The following is a 16,540-nucleotide window of genomic DNA, read 5'->3' as shown; positions in this document are numbered from 1 at the left end:
CAATCCCCGTCAGTGGCCACCGCCGGCTGGCGCGGCGGCACGAGGGCGCCGGATCAGAGGCGTCGCACAGGCCATCGCGAGAAACAGCACGGTCAGGATCAGGAACACATCCGAGAAGCTCATGAGCAAGGCCTGCACCCGGACGGTGTTCGCCATCGCCTTCAGGCTCATGCCGGAGGCATCGCCTCCCAACACCTCGAACTGACGACGCATCGCATCGAGACGCTCGAGGACGGCTGTGTTGGTCCAGGTGAAGCGCTCGTGCATGCGGGCGAGATGCAGATCCCAGCGGTCGTTCAACAGGGTGTTGATCAGCGCGAGCCCGACTGCCCCACCGAGATTGCGCGTGAGGTTGTAGAGGCCGGATGCATTCTTCATGCGGGACGGCGGCAGGGTGCCGAGCGCGATGTTGTTGATCGGGATCATGCACAGCATGAGTGAGCAGCCCCGCAGCACCTGCGGCAGCAGGAGTTCCCAGAAGTCCCAGTCCTTGGTCAGACCCGTCACGATCCAGGTCCCGGCGGCGAAGCCCGCGAAGCCGATGGCCATCAGGATGCGGGGGTCCACCTTGCCCGAGAAGCGCCCGGCGATCGGGGCGGTGGCGAACATGCAGAGGCCGGAGACGAACATCGTCTCGCCGATCTGCAGGGCGGAATAACCCCGCACGCGGCCGAGATAGACCGGGTAGAGGTAGGTCAGGCCGTAGAGCCCGATTCCCATCACGAAGCTGAAGACGCAGCCGCCCGCGAAGTTGCGATCGGAGAAGGCGCGCAGATCGACGATGGGCTCGCGCGCCGTGAACGCGCGCCAGAAGAAGGCGACGCCCGAGGCGGCGCAGACGATCGCGCAGGCGAAGACGGCCTCGTCGGAGAGCCAATCGTGGTTGGGCCCCTCCTCGAGCACGTATTCGAGGCAGCCCAGGAAGCCCGCCATGAAGGCGAGGCCGAACCAGTCGAAATGCTTGAACAGGTCGAGGTTCGGCTTGTCGAAATCGACGAGGAGATAGGTCGAGATCGTCACGAAGATGCCGGGCACGATATTGATGAGGAACAGCCAGTGCCAGCTGAACATGTCGGTCAGATATCCGCCGACCGTGGGTCCGATCGTCGGGGCGAGCGTCGCCACGAGCCCGATCATCGGGGACACGATCGAGCGCTTCGAGGGCGGGAAGATCGTGAAAGCCGATGCGAAGACGGTGGGGATCATGCCGCCGCCGATGAAGCCCTGAAGCGCCCGCCAGAGGATCATCTCGTTGATCGAGGTGGAGGTCGCGCACATCAGGCTCATCAGCGTGAAGCCGCCCGCCGCGATGCAGAACATCCACCGGGTCGAGATCACCCGCGACAGGAAGCCCGACAGGGGGATCATGATCACTTCGGCGATCAGATAGCTCGTCTGAACCCACGGGATCTCGTCGGCGGATGCCGAGAGACCGGCCTGAATCTCGGCGAGCGAGGCCGACACGATCTGGATGTCCAGGATCGCCATGAACATACCGAACACCATGCAGAGGAACGCCACCATGCGGCGGCGATCGAGCGGCGGCTCCGCCGGAACTGCGATGGCGGGACTGACGGCCGTCTGAGGCATAGCGACGGTCCTACGGGTGACCGGCCGTGCGCAGCCGCGCCTCCGCGCCGGATCCGGAAGCCCGGGTGTCGACGCGCACGGTCACGGACAAACCCGGACGCAGCAGGCCCTCCTGGGCGACCTCCTCGGGGACGCGGACGCGCACGGGCAGGCGCTGCACGATCTTGGTGAAGTTGCCGGTGGCGTTGTCGGGGGGCAGCAGGCTGAAGACCGAGCCCGAGGCGGGGGACAGGAACTCCACTTCGCCGACGATGTCGCGGTCGGGATAGGCGTCGACCGCGATGTGCACGGGCTGGCCCGGCCGCATGCGGGCGAGCTGCGTCTCCTTGAAATTCGCATCGATGCGCACGCTCTCGAGCGGCACGAGCGCGGCGACGCGCGAGCCCGGCGACACGTAAGCGCCTGCCTCCACAGCCTTATTCCCGACGACACCATCGAACGGAGCGCGGATCGTCGTGAAGGCCAGATCGCGGGCGGCGCGGTCCTCGGCGTTCTTCAGCTCGACGGCGAGGCCTTCCGCCTCGCGCTGCTGGGCGCGCAGGACATCGACATTGGCGCGGGTCGCGATGAGCGACGCTTCCGCGCCCTTGACGGCGGCATCCGAGCGGTCGCGATCAGCGCGCGCCTGCTCGATGCGGGATTTCGCAACGAAATCAGACTTTTCGAGCTGTTGCTGGCGCTGGTAATCCGCCGCGGCCCGAACCGCGTCGGCCTTGTTCGCCTCGATCTGCGCCGCACCCTGGGCGATCTGGGCCCGCGCCGCCTCGATCTGATGGCCGATCCGGGCGATCGTGGCCTGCTGGGTCTGGAACTTATCATGAGCGGCCTCCAACGCGAGGCGGTAATCGCCGTCGTCGAGGCGGGCGATCACGTCACCCTTCCGCACCGATTGCCCGTTCCGCACCGGCACCTCGGCGAGGTAGCCCGGGACCTTGGCGGCGAGGACCGAGATGTCGGCCTGCACGTAGGCGTCGTCCGTCGAGACGAAGAAGCGCCCGACCGTCCACCATTCCTGCGCCTTGTGGGCGCCGCCCGCGAGACCGGCCGCGAGGAGGCCGAGCAGGAGGAGCCTGCGCAGGGGCTTGCGCCGCTGTGCCGAGGCCGGACCGCCCGCCTCCGCCGGCGAGGCCGTGGCGGGTGCGCGCGCGGCGGGCGAAATGCGGGCGGCCGCCGGAATGTCGGCCGCGTCGGCAAGGCCTTCGGCGATCGCGCCGTCTTCACGAAGTGCCATCGCGAAAATCTCAACTACCGGTTGACTGAACGGTTCGGTCAATGAGCCGCGCCCGTTGACGGGCAGGGTGTTCGGCGAATATGTAAAATGACTGAACGGTTCGGTCAATCGGGAAGCGAGCGATGACAGACGAGGCGCAGACCCTCGAGCGCAACCCGGTGCGCGGCCCGGCGGAGACGGACAAGCGCCGCCAGATCCTCGACGGCGCGCGGGCGGTCTTCCTCGCCTCGGGCTTCGACGGGGCCAGCATGGGCGAGATCGCCAGGACGGCCGGGGTCTCGAAGGGAACGCTCTACGTCTATTTCGACAGCAAGGAGGCGCTGTTCGAAGCCCTCACCCTGGAGGAGAAGCGCGGCCTCGCCGAGTCCCTGTTCCGCCTCGACGTCGACGATCCAGACGTCCGAGCGGTGCTCACGCGTCTCGGCCAGACCTATCTGGCGGAGATGATGCGGCCCGAGCACGTGGCGGTGATCCGCATGGTGATCGGCGCGACCGAGAAGTTTCCGCGCTTCGGGCAAGCCTTCTACGAGGCCGGCCCGGCGCAGGGCGCCGCGCGGCTGACCCGGTATCTCACGGCGCAGATCGCGGCGGGGCGGTTGCGCGACTGCGATGCGCCCCTGGCCGCGAGGCACTTCCTGCACCTGTGCCAGGCGGGGCTCCTGACGCGCCTGCTCTTCGCCGCCGGCGAGGCCGGAACGGCGGCCGAGACCGGTCATCAGGTCCGGGAGGCCGTGCGGGTGTTCTTCGCCGCCTACGGCCCAGAGGCCTGACGGGCCGCCTCTACTCTGCGGCGCGGGCGAGGGGCAGCGCCTCGAGGCTCCAGGCCCGCACCTCGGCATCGATCGCCAGGGCCTCGTCGACGTCGGCGGGCGCGCCACGGTACCGGGGCGCGAAATGCGCGCAGGCCCGCTCCACCAGTTCGGCGATGGCGTAGAATCCGATCGCGCCGCGGATGAAGGCCGCGACCGCGATCTCGTTGGCGGCGTTCATCACGGTCGGCGCCGCGCCGCCAGCGGCCAAGGCCGCGCGGGCGATGGCGAGGCAGGGAAAGCGGGCCTCGTCGGCGGGTTCGAAGGTGAGGCTGCCGGCGGCGGCGAGGTCGAGATTGCGGCCCCGCTCGATGGTGAGGCGGTCGCCGAGGCCGAGGCAATGGGCGATCGGCACCCGCATGTCCGGCATGGCGAGGCCCGCGGTCACCGCCCCGTCGCGCCAGTAGACCAGCCCATGCACGATCGATTGCGGGTGCACGATGACGTCCAGGCGCTCGGGCTCGATCGCGAACAGGTGATGCGCCTCGATCAGCTCCAGCCCCTTGTTCATCAGGGAGGCGGAATCGATGTTGATCTTCATGCCCATCGACCAGGTCGGATGGGCCGCGGCCTCGGTCGGGCTCGCGGCCGCGATGCGTTCGCGGGTCCAGGTCCGGAACGGGCCGCCCGAGGCCGTGATCGTCATCTTGGCCACGTCCGAGACGCGTCCATCGCCGAGGGCCTGGGCCAGGGCGTTGTGCTCGGAATCGACGGGAAGCAGGCGCGCCTTGTAGCGGGCCGCGTCGCGCATGAAGGCGTCGCCGGCGCAGACGAGGCTCTCCTTGTTGGCGAGCGCCACCGTGCGGCCGAGGCGCAGGGCCGCGTGCGTCGGCTTGAGGCCCGCGGCCCCGCTGACCGCCGCGACCACGATGTCGGCGTCGCGCTCCACCGCCTCGAGCACGGCGGATTCGCCGGCCCCGTTCGGGATGCCGGATCCGGAGAGCGCCTCGCGCAGGGCCGGCCCCGCGCCCGCGTCGGCGAGGGCGGCGAAGCCGGCCTTCATCTCGCGGGCGAGCTTCGCCAGCGCCGCCACGTCCTTGCCCCCCACGAGGGACCCGGCGCGGAAGCGCCCGGCATGCTGGGCCAGGAGGTCGGTGGTCGAGCGGCCGATCGAGCCGGTGGCGCCGAGAACGGTGACGGTCAGGGTCACGGAATTCGCTCCGTCAGGCCGCGATCAGGCGGCGGAGAATCAGGTAGAGGCCGGCCAGGAGGGCGACGGCGAAGAAGCCGTCGAGCCGGTCCATGACGCCGCCATGGCCGGGGATCGAGCGGCCGGAATCCTTGACGCCGTGGATACGCTTCAGGGCGGATTCCACAAGGTCGCCGCCCTGGCTGAGGATCGACGCGGTGGCGCTCGCCAGGGCGACGAGGCCGAGATGGGTCGCCGCGAGGCTGCTCCAGCCGTATTGGCGCGCCAGCGCCACGGCGCCGACGCCCATCAGGGTGCCGGCGGCGAGCCCCCCGAGGGCGCCCGACCATGTCTTCTTGGGCGAGACCTTGGGCATCAGCTTCGGACCGCCGAAGGTCCGGCCGGTGAAGTAGGCGACGATGTCCGTCGACCAGACCACGGCGAACATCCAGGCGGGCCCGAGGATGCCGATCCCGGGATCGTCGCGCAGGGCGGTCGGCACGAGGGCGATCACCACGGCGCCGAGCAGCCCGCAGATGGCGCGCAGCCGCCCGCGCCAACCGCGCGCGACGAGCGCGAGCGCGAGGATCCCGAGCCCGAGGAGCCCGAGCGGCAAGGCGGGCGCGATATCGCCCTCCAGGCAGACGACGAGGCCGAGGAGGGTCGCGGCGATGATGCCGGCCGCGGGCTTTGCCGGCAGGACCCGGCTCATGCCGATCCACTCGGCCGACCCGACGATGCCGGCCGCGAGCCAGATCAGCGCGAAGGGCCAGCCGCCGAGGACGAGGGCCGAGACCACGATGACGGCGAGGACGAGGCCGGAGAAGACGCGCAGCCCGAACTCGCGACCGCCGAAGGGATTTCGACTCGGCATCGGCGAAGGCGCGGCCTCGCCGCGGACCAACATCAGCCGGCCTTCTCGCTGAGGCCGCCGAAGCGGCGGTCGCGCCGGTGATACTCATCGATCGCCGCCGCGAAGGCGCGGTGATCGAAATCGGGCCAGAAATCGGGCACGATCACGTATTCGGAATAGGCCGTCTGCCAGGTCAGGAAGTTCGACAGGCGCTGCTCGCCCGATGTCCGGATGACGAGGTCCGGGTCCGGGATGCCGCCGGTGTCGAGGGCGCGCGTCACGGCCTCCGCGTCGATCTGGTCCGGCCGCAGGCGCCCCTCGGCCACCGCCTCGGCGAGGTGGCGCACCGCCCGCAGGATCTCCTGCCGGCCGCCGTAATTGAAGGCGACCACGAGCGTCAGGCCGGTATTCGCGTCGGTCTTCTCCTCGGCCTCGCGAAGGACGCCCGCGATGTCCGGGCTCAGGCCCTCGCGCTCGCCGATGATGCGGATGCGCACGTTGTTGCCGTGGAGCTCCGCGAGGTCGCGGCGGACGAAGAGCTTGAGGAGCCCCATCAGGTCGGCCACCTCGGCCGGCGGGCGGCGCCAGTTCTCGGAGGAGAAGCTGTAGATCGTCAGGTAGCGGATCCCGAGATCGATCGCGGCGCGGACCGCCCGGCGCACCGCCTCGAGGCCGCGGCGATGGCCCTCGACCCGCGGCAGGCCGCGATGGGCGGCCCAGCGGCCGTTGCCGTCCATGATGATGGCGACGTGCTGAGGCGCGACCGGCTGCGGCGCAAGCCCGCGCGGCGCGGCTGGCGCCGCACCCGATCGGGCGGCCGTCTGGCTCTCGCTCGTCATGCCTGCCTCGTGACGCGGGCGCTCACGATGCCCCACGCGTCTCTCCCGAACTTCGTGCCGATATCGTAGCGGCGCGGACCCTCGTGCCAGATCGCGCCTTGCGCCGCCAGGAACCGGCGGGATCGCGGTGCGCCGGGCCCGGACAGGACCGGCGCCATGCAGGATGCTCACACCTGCATGATCTCCTTCTCCTTGGAAGCGAGCACCCCATCGATCTCGGCGATGTGCTGGTCGGTCACCTTCTGCACCTCGGTGGCCTGGCGCTTCTCGTCATCCTCCGAGATGGCGCTGTCCTTGAGGAGCTTCTTGAGGTGGTCGAGCCCGTCGCGGCGCACGTGGCGGACGGCGACGCGCGCCTCCTCCGTGTACTTGTGCGCGACCTTGACCATCTCCTTGCGGCGCTGCTCGTTCATCTCGGGGATGCGCAGGCGGATGGTCTGTCCCTCGGTCTGCGGGTTGAGGCCGAGGTCGGACTCGCGGATCGCCTTCTCGACGGCCGAGATCATGCCCCGGTCCCAGACGGAGATGCTGAGCAGGCGCGGCTCCGGCACGCTCACGGTCGCGACCTGCGCCATCGGCATCGAGGCCCCGTAGGCATCGACCTGGATCGGATCGAGGAGGCTCGGCGTGGCCCGGCCGGTGCGCAGCGAACCGAGGTCCTTGGAGAGCGAACTGACGGCGCCCTGCATGCGGCGCTTGATGTCGTTCAAGTCGAAGTCCGGTGTGGCCATTCTCTGCGCTTTCCGACACGTCCCGATTGATGCGTGCGCCGGGGCGAGGCGGCCCGGCGTGTTGCGGTTTCAATGAACGAAAAACCCCATCGCCGCAAATGCCGTTCCGGCCCGCCGGGACCGGTCCGCGCCGCGCTCCCGCGATTAGGGGACCACGTGCGTCGACGCCGCCGCGCCGGTGAGGATCGCGGTGATCGAGCTCGGGGCGTGGACGGACCCGACCACGATGGAGAGGCGGCTCTCGCGGGCGAGCGCGAAGGCGGCCGTGTCCATCACCTTGAGGTCGCGGGCGATGGCCTCGTCATGGGTGATGCGGTCGTAGCGGATCGCCGAGGGATCGTGCTTCGGATCCGCCGAGTAGACGCCGTCGACCTGCGTCGCCTTGAGAACGGCATCGCAGCGCAGCTCCGCCGCGCGCAGGACGGCCGCCGTATCGGTGGTGAAGTAGGGGTTGCCAGTGCCCCCCGCGAGCACGACGACCTGCCCCTTGTCGAGGTGATGCAGGGCGGGCTGGCGGGCGTAGGTCTCGCAGATCGTCGGCATCGAGACCGCCGACATGGTCCGGGCCGTGACGCCGGCGGCGTTGAGCGCGGTCTCAAGCGCCAGCGAATTCATCACCGTCGCCATCATGCCGAGGGAATCGCCGGTGGCGCGGTCGATGAAGCCGGCGGACGAGATGCGGGCGCCGCGGATCATGTTGCCGCCGCCGACCACGAGGGCGACCTCGATCCCGGCCTGCATGGTGCGGGCGATGTCCTCGGCGAGGCCCGCGAGGGTCGGGGGATGGAGCCAGTAGCCGTCCGGTGCGGCCAGCGCCTCCCCGGAGAGCTTCACGAGCACGCGGCGAAACGGCGTCGTTTCCGGCATCCGGCTATCCCCTCGTTGCCGGCCGCGACGAACCCGGCCTGCATTGCAACCGAGGCGCTTCTACTTAAGCGTTCGGGAGCCGTCGAGGGGCGATCGCCGCTCCCCGCGGGTCTGGCTTGGCCCCTGAGGCCCGATCCTTCGGACAAGCGGGCGCGGCACCACTCCGACCCGGCACGTTTCGTCGTTCCGGGCTCGCCGGCCGGCGGGTGCCGGAGCCCGGATCCGCCGGCACCGGCGAGGCCCCTCCCCGCGCGGGAGGGGCCCGAGCGGCCTCAGCTGCGGCCGGCCTGCTGGGCGACTTCCGTGGCGAAGTCCGGGCCCTCTTCCTTCTCGATGCCCTCGCCGAGGGCGTAGCGCACGAAGCCGGTGAGCGTCACCGGCGCGCCGACCTTCGACTCGGCCTCCTTGAGGACCTGCGTCACGGTCTTGGAGCCGTCATGCACGAAGGACTGCTCTAGGAGGGTGACCTCCTTGTAGTAGGTCTTCAGGCCGCTCTCGACGATCTTCTGCAGGACATGGTCCGGCTTGCCGGCGTTCTTCTCGCGCAGGATGTTGCTCTCGCGCTCGAGGGTCGCCTGATCGACGCCGGAGGCGTCGAGCGCCACCGGGTTCGTGGCGGCGACGTGCATGGCGATCTGGCGGCCGAGGGTCGAGAGGCCGGTGACATCGCCCTCGGACTCGAGCGCCACGAGCACGCCGATCTTGCCGAGGCCGTCGGCGATCTGGTTGTGCACGTAGGAGGCGATCACGCCCTTGCGCACGTCGAGCTTGGCGACCCGGCGCAGGTTCATGTTCTCGCCGATGGTGGCGATGAGCGTCTGCAGCTTCTCGGACACGGTGGTCGACTCGCCAGGAAATTTGGCGGCCTGCAGGCCCTCGACGGTGCCGTCCGTGTTGAGGGCGATCTTGGCGGCCTCGCGCACGAACGCCTGGAAGTTGTCGTTGCGGGCGACGAAGTCCGTCTCGGAATTCACCTCGAGGATGGCGGCGTGGTGGCCGGAGGACTCGACGGCGACGAGACCCTCGGCGGCGACGCGGCCGGCCTTCTTGGCGGCCTTGGCGAGACCCTTCTTGCGCAGCCAGTCGACGGCGGCCTCGATGTCGCCGCCCGTCTCGTTCAGGGCGCCCTTGCAATCCATCATGCCCGCGCCGGTCGTCTCGCGGAGCTCCTTCACCATCGCGGCGGTGATGTTGGCCATGGCCGGTCCTTCCTTCAGGTCGTTCAGAGAGGGGTCGTTCAGATGATAAGGAGCCCGGCGCTCAGGGTCAGAGCACCGGGCCCGAAGGGTCTTTCAGATCCGTCCGGGGCGGCCCGGTCTCAAGCCGCCGGACCGGGGGCTCACGCGGCGGCGGCGGCCTCGACGAAGCCGCGGGCCTGGTCGACCCAGCCGTCCCGGCCGAAGCGGCCGTTGAGCTTGAGGTCGGCGTCGACCCGGGTGACGTCCTCGGGGCTCATCGCGGCGATCTGCCAGTAATGGTAGATGCCGGCATCGTTGAGCTTCTGCACGATCTGGGGACCGGCGCCGTTGAGCTTGGTCAGATCGTCGGGCGCGCCGCGGGGGGCGGCGAGCAGCTCGAAATGCTCGGTCGACTCGGCGAGCGCCGCGACGTCGGCGGCGTTGAAGTCGCCCGACCCGACGGAGGCCGCGAGGTCGTCGTTCGCCGGCAGCTCCTCGGCGATCGGCTCCTCGGAGGCGCCGAGATCGACCCCGGACGAGCCCTGGCCGCGCGAGATGCCGTCGATGGCGGCCCGGGCGATCAGGTCGCAGTAGAGGGCGATGGCGCGGCCGGCATCGTCGTTGGCGGGCACCACGTAGGTGATGCCGTCCGGATCGCAGTTCGTGTCCACGATGGCGGCGACCGGGATGCCGAGGCGCCGGGCCTCCTTGATGGCGAGCTGCTCCTTGTTCGTGTCGATCACGAACAGGAGGTCGGGCACGCCGCCCATGTCCTTGATGCCGCCGAGCGCCTTCTCGAGCTTCTCCTTCTCGCGGGAGAGCATCAGGCGCTCCTTCTTGGTGAGGCCCTGGCCGCCGCCCTCGAGGGTCTCGTCGACCTTGCGCAGGCGCGAGATCGAGCCCGAGATGGTCTTCCAGTTGGTCAGCATGCCGCCGAGCCAGCGGGAGTTGACGTAGTACTGGGCCGAGCGCTTCGCCGCCTCCGCGATGGTGTCGGCCGCCTGGCGCTTGGTGCCCACGAACAGCACGCGGCCGCCCTTGGCGACGGTGTCGCTCACCGCCTGCAGCGCCTGGTGCAGCGCCGGAACGGTCTGGGCGAGGTCGATGATGTGGATGTTGTTGCGGGTGCCGAAGATGTAGGGCTGCATCTTCGGGTTCCAGCGGTGCGACTGGTGTCCGAAATGGGCGCCCGCCTCGAGGAGCTGACGCATAGAGAAATCGACGGCCATGATCTGGGTTCTCTCCGGTTGATACCGCCGCGGAGGAAGCGACCGGCTCGCGCGAGCCGGTCACCGGAAACGCCTCATTCAGGCATGAGGCCGGCTCCGCGTGTGGGATGGGCGGGGCCTTAGCAGAGCGGCCCCGGGAAGGCAAGGCGCCTGCCGCGCGCTCGCGTCAGGCGCCGGCGAAGACGCGGGCGATCTCGTCCTGCCTCATCACCCGGTAGCCGCCGGGCTCCAGATCCTGCGGCAGGTCGAGGCCGCCGACCCGGTCCCGGTGCAGCGCCGTCACGTGGTTGCCGACCGCGGCGAACATCCGGCGCACCTGATGGTAGCGCCCCTCCGTCAGCGTCACGGCGGCGCGGGTCGGCTCGTGGACCGTGAGCGCGACCGGCAGGAGCGGCCGCTCCTCGCCCTTGAGCATCAGGGTGCCGGAGGCGAAGATCGCGGCCTCGTCGCCCCGGAGCGGCCGGTCGAGATAGACCTGGTAGCGCTTCGAGACGCTGGCCTTCGGCGAGATGATCCGGTGCAGGAGCGCGCCGTCGTCGGTGAGGAGCAGGAGGCCGGAAGTCTCCTTGTCGAGGCGCCCCACGGTGGAGATCGCGGGGTCGCGCCGGCGCCAGCGCGCCGGGAACAGGCCGTAGACCAGCGGGCCCGCCTCCTTGTGCGAGCAGGTGACGCCGCGGGGCTTGTGCAGCATCAGGGCGAGGCCGGGCGGCGGGTCGAGGGGCTCGCCGTCGACGACCATCCGTCCGGCGAGATCCGGCGTGACCGGGATGCGCTGGTCGGCGTCCCGCAGGGGGTGCCCGTCGAGGACGACGCGCCCGGCCCTGGCGAGGGCGCCGATCTCGCGCCGGGAGCCGTACCCCAGATTCGCGAGCAGCCGATCGAGCCGGAGGTTCGCGACCCTGCTCGCCCCCTGGCTCATGCCCTGGCCTCGTAGACCTTGTAGCCGTTCGCCGAGGCCTTCAGGGTCACGGCCTTGAACGTCCCCTTGAGCACGGCCTCGTAGGGCAGATGGGCGTTGGCGGTGAGCCAGAGCAGGCCGCCCGGGCGCAGGCTCTCGGCGGCGCGCCGGATGAAGGTCTGCCCGAGCGCCTGGTCCTCGGCCCCCCCGTCGTGGAAGGGCGGGTTCATCACCACGAAGTCGAGGCGCGTCAGCACCGGGTCCGGATCGCGGATATCCGCCCAGCGGAAGGCCGCGCGGGGGTCGGCGACGTTGCGCTCGGCCATCTCGACGGCGCGCCGGTCGATGTCGATCAGCGTCAGGGCGGTCACCGTCGGGGAGGCCAGGAGGGCGCGGGCGAGGATGCCGAGGCCGCAGCCGAAATCGGCGCCCCGCCCGGCCTGCGGCGTGAGGTTCGCGAGCAGCAGCGCCGTGCCGGGGTCGAGCCTGTCCCAGGAGAAGATGCCGGGCTGGGTGCAGAGGGCGAGGTTCTCGATGTGGCGCGGCCCGCCGGCGGCGATCGATTCGGCGAGATCGAGGGCGCCCTCGGGTCGCGTCAGCGTGCAGATGCGGTGGTGCCGGCGCGGCTCCTCGGCGAAGCTGCAGCCGAATTCGCGCAGCTCGCGGCCGAGACGCGCGCCGCCGCGGTCCTTCGGGGCGAGCACCACCATGCGGCCCCCGGGCCGCACGGCGCGCAGGGCGTGCGCCAGGGCGAAGCGCCGCTCGACCGTCCCGGGCGGGGCCAGCATCACGAGGTCCGCGAGGCTGCGAACATTGGCATCCTCGAGGCGGCGCGATCCGGGGATCAGGGGCGAGACCTGGGCGGCGCCCTCGGTGATCTCGGCAAGCTCGGCCGGCGGCAGGCCGTAGACGGCGGCGGACATCATGGAATCCGACATGGGGGGATCGAGCGGGCGAGCCGCGTCCTGACAATCATCGAGGAAGGAAAAAGTGCGAGGGAGGTCCCGAGCCTCACGGCGGAGCAGGGGCGGGTCCCGTCCGCGCGGCTCAGCCCCGCGGGAATTCGAGCCCCATCTCGCGGTAGCGGGCCGGATCATCCGCCCAGTTCTCGCGCACCTTCACGTGCAGGAACAGGTGGACGCGGGTCTCGGCCACCTCGGCGATCTCGGTCCGGGCCGCCTGGCCGATCGCCTTGATGGTCTGGCCGCCCTTGCCGAGCACGATCGAGCGCTGGCTCTCGCGCTCGACGAAGATGGTCTGCTCGATGCGCACGGAGCCGTCGGCGCGGACCTGCCACTGGTCGGTCTCGACGGTCGAGCGGTAGGGCAGTTCCTCGTGGAGGCGATCGTAGATCTTCTCGCGGGTGATCTCGGCCGCGAGCATCCGGATCGGCGCATCGGAGACCTGATCCTCCGGGTAGAGCCAGGGCCCCTCCGGCATCATCTCGGCGAGGGTGCGCTTCAGGTCCTCGACGCCGTCGCCGTTGAGGGCCGAGATCATGAAGGTGTGGGCGAAGGGCATCCGGGCGTTCAGCCCGGAGGCAAGGTCGAGGAGCTTCTCGCGGGGGATGAGATCGATCTTGTTCAGGATCAGCACGCGCTTGCGCTTCACCTCCGGGAGCCTCTGCAGGATCGCCTCGACCTCCTCGTCGACGCCCTTGCGCGCATCGACGAGGAGGCAGATCGCGTCGGCGTCCGCCGCGCCGCTCCAGGCGGAATGCACCATGGCCCGGTCGAGCCGGCGCTTGGGCGCGAAGATGCCGGGGGTGTCGACGAGGATGATCTGCGCCTTGTCCTCCATGACGATGCCGCGCACGAGGGCGCGGGTCGTCTGGACCTTGCGCGAGACGATCGAGACCTTCGTGCCCACGAGGCTGTTGAGCAGGGTGGACTTGCCCGCGTTCGGCACGCCGATCAGCGCCACGAAGCCCGCCCTGGTGCCGGCCGGCATCGGCGCGAGCGGCGGGATCGCCGGAAGCCTGTCCTGCGCGGGCTCCGGCGTGTGATCGGTCTCGTCCTGAGGCTCTCGGGCCATCACGTCACTTTCCTCAGGCCGGTCGCCGGCCCCCAATTCTGACTGTCGTTCCGCCGGACGGATACGGGCGCCCTGCCCGGCCGGATCCGGATCCGGCGCCGCTGTGCGGCGGGCACCCGAATCAACCGGGATCGCCCGCGTTCGGTTCGACGCCGTTCTCCAGGATGCCCTCGCGCAGGAGCACGGCGCGGGCGGCCTCCTGCTCGGCGAGGCGCTTCGAGGCGCCCTCGCCGAGACCGGGCTCGACGCCCGCGACCCGGGCGGCGATGCGAAAGAGCGGCGCGTGGTCCGGCCCCGAGCGCTCCACCACCTCGTAGAGGGGGATCGGCAGCCCGCGGCCCATCGCCCATTCCTGCAGGGCGGATTTCGCGTCGCGCCCCCGCGGAGCGCCGGTGTTCTGCGCCGGCCGGAAGGCGGCCTCGACGAGATCCTTGGCCTTGGCGTAGCCGGCATCGAGGAAGACGGCGCCCAGGATCGCCTCGCAGACATCGGCGAGGATCGTCTGGTTGCGTCGTCCGCCCCCCATCACTTCGCCGGGACCGAGGACGAGGTGCGGGCCGACCTCCCAGGCCGTCGCCACCGCCGCGCAGGTCTCGCGCCGGACGAGCCCCGCGAGGCGCCGGGAGAGATCGCCCTCGTCCGCGTCCGGGAAGGACGCGTAGAGGAGATCCGCGATGGCGAGGCCGAGCACCCGGTCGCCGAGGAACTCGAGACGCTGGTAGCTGCCGACCCGTCCGGCCGCCTTGCTGACATGGGTCAGCGCACGCACGAGCAGGTCCGGATCGGCGAAGCTGTGGCCGATCCGCTCCTCGAGGATCCCGAGGGCGGGCTTGGGACGATGCGCGCGCCGCGCGCGGCTGGAAGGACGCGCGGCGTCGTTCAACGGACGGACCTCAGTGGATGGTGTTGAAGATCCGGTTCCACCGGACCTTGGCGGGCCAGTTCCAGATCTGCCAGGCCGGCGTCCCCTCGTCGATCGAGAAGAAGATCATCTCGGCGCGGCCGACGAAGTTCTCGAAAGGCACGTAGCCGACATTGGCGAGGTCGCGCGAATCCGTGGAATTGTCGCGGTTGTCGCCCATCATGAAGAAGTGGCCCGGCGGCACGGTGTAGAGTTCGGTCTTGTCCCAGAACCCGTTGTCGCCGTCGCGCTCGATCACCCGGTGCGCGACGCCGTTCGGCAGCGTCTCGAGGTACTGGGGCACCTTCGTGGCCTGACCGTAGGGATCGATCGTCTCGTAATCGGCGATGCGCTCGCGCTTGACCGCCTTGCCGTTGATGTTGAGCACGCCGTCGACCACCTGGATCTTGTCGCCGGGGAGGCCGATGACGCGCTTGATGTAGTCGGTGGCGTTGTCCTTCGGGAGCTTGAACACCGCGATGTCGCCGCGCTTCGGCTCGGCCGCCCAGACCCGCCCCTCGGACTTGATGGGAATGTATTCGCTCAGCGGGAGCGAGTACTTCGAATATCCGTAGGAGTATTTCGAGACGAAAAGGTAATCCCCGATCAGAAGCGTCGGCACCAGCGATCCCGAGGGAATGTTGAAGGGCTGGAACAAAAGCGTCCGCACCACGAGCGCGATGAGCAGCGCCTGGATGCCGACCTTCAGGGTCTCGCGGATGCTGGCCCAGGTGCCCGTGGCACCACCGTCGGCCGTCCGCATCTCGTGCTTGGTGTCGTGATCCACGCGTGCGCGTTCCATGGTTCGTGACGTCCTCGGCTCGGTGCCCCCCGGCCCCGGTCCATCGGCACCCACCTCCGGGAGCGTGCCGCAATCCTGTCCGCTGTGAGCGGCGGTCTAGACTAAGCCGGCACCGCCCGCAACGCGCGAGCGGTGCCGGCTAATCCGGGAATGTGCCGAGCGGCACCGCCTCGATGATCACAAAGGCCTGCGCCATGGGGGGATCGTCGGTGAGCGTGACATGGAGCCTCGGCCCGTGCCCGGCGGGCATCATGGCGTCGAGGCGTGCGCGAGCCCCCCCCGTCAGGTGCAGCGTCGGCTGGCCGCCCGGCAGGTTCACCACCTCCATGTCGCGCCAGAAGACGCCGTGGCTGAGCCCGGTTCCGAGCGCCTTGGCGCAGGCCTCCTTGGCGGCGAATCGCCGGGCGTAGGAGGGCGCGCGGGCGGCCCGCCGATCGCATGTCATCCGCTCGCCGTCCGTGAACACCCGATGGGTGAAGCGGTCCCCGAAGCGGGCGAGCGAGCGCTCGATCCGGCGGATGTCGCAGAGATCGGAGCCGATGCCGAGGATCATGCGTCGGCGGATCCCGCGCGGGCCGCATCCATGGCGGACCGCATGTCGCGCACCGCCTGCGGCAGGCCGACGAAGATCGCCTCGCCGATGAGGGCGTGGCCGATATTGAGCTCGACGATCTGCGGCAGGCGCGCCACCGGCCCGACCGACTCGAGGGTGAGTCCGTGGCCGGCATGGATCTCGAGGCCGATCTCCGCGCCGTAGGCGGCGGCCCGCCGGATGCGCGCGTATTCGTGATCGAGGCGCGCGCCGTCGCCCTGAACGGCGGCCTCGCAGTAGCTTCCGGTATGCAGCTCGACCACGGGGGCATTGAGCCTGCGGGCCATCTCCATCACGGCCTCGTCCGGCTCGACGAAGAGCGAGACCCGGATCCCGGCCGCCGAGAGGCGCGCGATGCGGGGGGCGAGGTGGTCGCGGGCGCCGACGATGTCGAGCCCGCCCTCGGTGGTGCGCTCCTCGCGCTTCTCGGGGACGAGACAGGCCGCGTGCGGGCGCAGGCGCTCGGCGAGCGCGACCATCGCGTCCGTCGCCGCCATCTCGAAATTCAGCGGAACCGTCAGGACCTCCCTCAGCGCCACCATGTCGGCATCACGGATGTGGCGCCGGTCCTCGCGCAGATGCGCGGTGATCCCGTCCGCCCCCGCCTCGGCGGCGAGCCGGGCGGCCCGGACCGGATCCGGATAGGCGCCGTCGCGGGCGTTCCGGACGGTCGCGACGTGATCGATGTTGACGCCCAGGCGCAGGCGGGAAGCGGACATGGAGCGGGTTTCCGGCGGCCGATGGGCGCGGGTCTAATCGAGCCGGGCACGGGTGGGAAGCGCGCCGGCGCGGGCGGGACCTGCCCCGGACGCGAGCATGACCGCTGGCACGGCGGGTTCGGGTCCCCACATCAGCGC

The 16,540-nt window shown here is 70.4% G+C and carries 17 protein-coding genes; 1 reads left to right on the top strand and 16 read right to left on the bottom strand.

Features of this window, described 5'->3' with window-relative positions; all coding sequences use genetic code 11:
- Positions 1–9: 9 nt before the first annotated feature.
- Together F6X51_RS00435 and F6X51_RS00430 are read right to left on the bottom strand one after the other, a co-directional pair.
- Positions 10–1,590, bottom strand: coding sequence for a DHA2 family efflux MFS transporter permease subunit (locus F6X51_RS00435; protein ID WP_150960898.1), 1,581 nt, complete (start codon positions 1,588–1,590; stop codon positions 10–12).
- A 10-nt stretch (positions 1,591–1,600) separates the two neighbouring features.
- Positions 1,601–2,821, bottom strand: coding sequence for an HlyD family secretion protein (locus F6X51_RS00430; RefSeq protein ID WP_150960897.1), 1,221 nt, complete (start codon positions 2,819–2,821; stop codon positions 1,601–1,603).
- Positions 2,822–2,943: 122 nt separating this feature from the next.
- On the opposite strand from F6X51_RS00430, the gene F6X51_RS00425 reads away from it, so the two are divergent.
- Complete coding sequence (locus tag F6X51_RS00425) at positions 2,944–3,591, top strand: TetR/AcrR family transcriptional regulator (protein ID WP_150960895.1); 648 nt, start codon at positions 2,944–2,946, stop codon at positions 3,589–3,591.
- Positions 3,592–3,601: 10 nt separating this feature from the next.
- Here the strand turns inward: F6X51_RS00425 and dxr are convergent, their stop codons facing one another.
- The 14 genes from dxr to F6X51_RS00355 all read right to left on the bottom strand — a co-directional run bounded on the left by dxr (position 3,602) and on the right by F6X51_RS00355 (position 16,402).
- Entirely contained in the window at positions 3,602–4,780 is a 1,179-nt protein-coding gene (dxr, locus tag F6X51_RS00420) for a 1-deoxy-D-xylulose-5-phosphate reductoisomerase (RefSeq protein WP_150960893.1), read from the bottom strand.
- Between the two features lie 13 nt (positions 4,781–4,793).
- Complete coding sequence (locus F6X51_RS00415; protein WP_246696545.1) at positions 4,794–5,633, bottom strand: phosphatidate cytidylyltransferase; 840 nt, start codon at positions 5,631–5,633, stop codon at positions 4,794–4,796.
- 32 nt (positions 5,634–5,665) lie between these two features.
- Complete coding sequence (locus F6X51_RS00410) at positions 5,666–6,451, bottom strand: isoprenyl transferase (protein WP_150960889.1); 786 nt, start codon at positions 6,449–6,451, stop codon at positions 5,666–5,668.
- A 167-nt stretch (positions 6,452–6,618) separates the two neighbouring features.
- On the bottom strand, positions 6,619–7,182 hold the full coding sequence (gene frr / locus F6X51_RS00405) for a ribosome recycling factor (RefSeq protein WP_150960887.1): 564 nt from the start codon (positions 7,180–7,182) through the stop codon (positions 6,619–6,621).
- A 144-nt stretch (positions 7,183–7,326) separates the two neighbouring features.
- Entirely contained in the window at positions 7,327–8,049 is a 723-nt protein-coding gene (gene pyrH / locus F6X51_RS00400; RefSeq protein WP_150960885.1) for a UMP kinase, read from the bottom strand.
- Positions 8,050–8,321: 272 nt separating this feature from the next.
- Complete coding sequence (gene tsf / locus F6X51_RS00395) at positions 8,322–9,248, bottom strand: translation elongation factor Ts (RefSeq protein WP_150960883.1); 927 nt, start codon at positions 9,246–9,248, stop codon at positions 8,322–8,324.
- A gap of 140 nt (positions 9,249–9,388) precedes the next feature.
- Positions 9,389–10,456, bottom strand: a complete 1,068-nt coding sequence (locus F6X51_RS00390) for a 30S ribosomal protein S2 (protein ID WP_150960881.1) — start codon at positions 10,454–10,456, stop codon at positions 9,389–9,391.
- A gap of 166 nt (positions 10,457–10,622) precedes the next feature.
- Positions 10,623–11,375, bottom strand: a complete 753-nt coding sequence (locus F6X51_RS00385) for a pseudouridine synthase (protein ID WP_150960879.1) — start codon at positions 11,373–11,375, stop codon at positions 10,623–10,625.
- Positions 11,372–12,277 (bottom strand): class I SAM-dependent methyltransferase, encoded by a 906-nt coding sequence (locus F6X51_RS00380; RefSeq protein WP_150961426.1) that lies wholly within the window; start codon positions 12,275–12,277, stop codon positions 11,372–11,374. Before F6X51_RS00380 ends, F6X51_RS00385 begins: the two co-directional genes overlap by 4 nt.
- A gap of 124 nt (positions 12,278–12,401) precedes the next feature.
- On the bottom strand, positions 12,402–13,304 hold the full coding sequence (gene era / locus F6X51_RS00375) for a GTPase Era (RefSeq protein ID WP_150961424.1): 903 nt from the start codon (positions 13,302–13,304) through the stop codon (positions 12,402–12,404).
- A 205-nt stretch (positions 13,305–13,509) separates the two neighbouring features.
- Positions 13,510–14,271 (bottom strand): ribonuclease III, encoded by a 762-nt coding sequence (gene rnc / locus F6X51_RS00370; protein WP_150960876.1) that lies wholly within the window; start codon positions 14,269–14,271, stop codon positions 13,510–13,512.
- A 10-nt stretch (positions 14,272–14,281) separates the two neighbouring features.
- Positions 14,282–15,091, bottom strand: a complete 810-nt coding sequence (gene lepB, locus F6X51_RS00365) for a signal peptidase I (protein ID WP_150960874.1) — start codon at positions 15,089–15,091, stop codon at positions 14,282–14,284.
- A 139-nt stretch (positions 15,092–15,230) separates the two neighbouring features.
- Positions 15,231–15,644 (bottom strand): holo-ACP synthase, encoded by a 414-nt coding sequence (gene acpS, locus F6X51_RS00360; RefSeq protein WP_150960872.1) that lies wholly within the window; start codon positions 15,642–15,644, stop codon positions 15,231–15,233.
- On the bottom strand, positions 15,641–16,402 hold the full coding sequence (locus tag F6X51_RS00355; protein ID WP_150960871.1) for a pyridoxine 5'-phosphate synthase: 762 nt from the start codon (positions 16,400–16,402) through the stop codon (positions 15,641–15,643). The genes acpS and F6X51_RS00355 overlap by 4 nt, the downstream gene beginning before the upstream one ends.
- Positions 16,403–16,540: the final 138 nt, after the last annotated feature.

This window comes from Methylobacterium planeticum, assembly GCF_008806345.1.
In the GTDB taxonomy this organism is placed as follows: Bacteria; Pseudomonadota; Alphaproteobacteria; order Rhizobiales; family Beijerinckiaceae; genus Methylobacterium; species Methylobacterium planeticum.
Note: the sequence above shows the minus strand (reverse complement) of the source record. Positions and strands in the feature narration are given on the sequence as shown.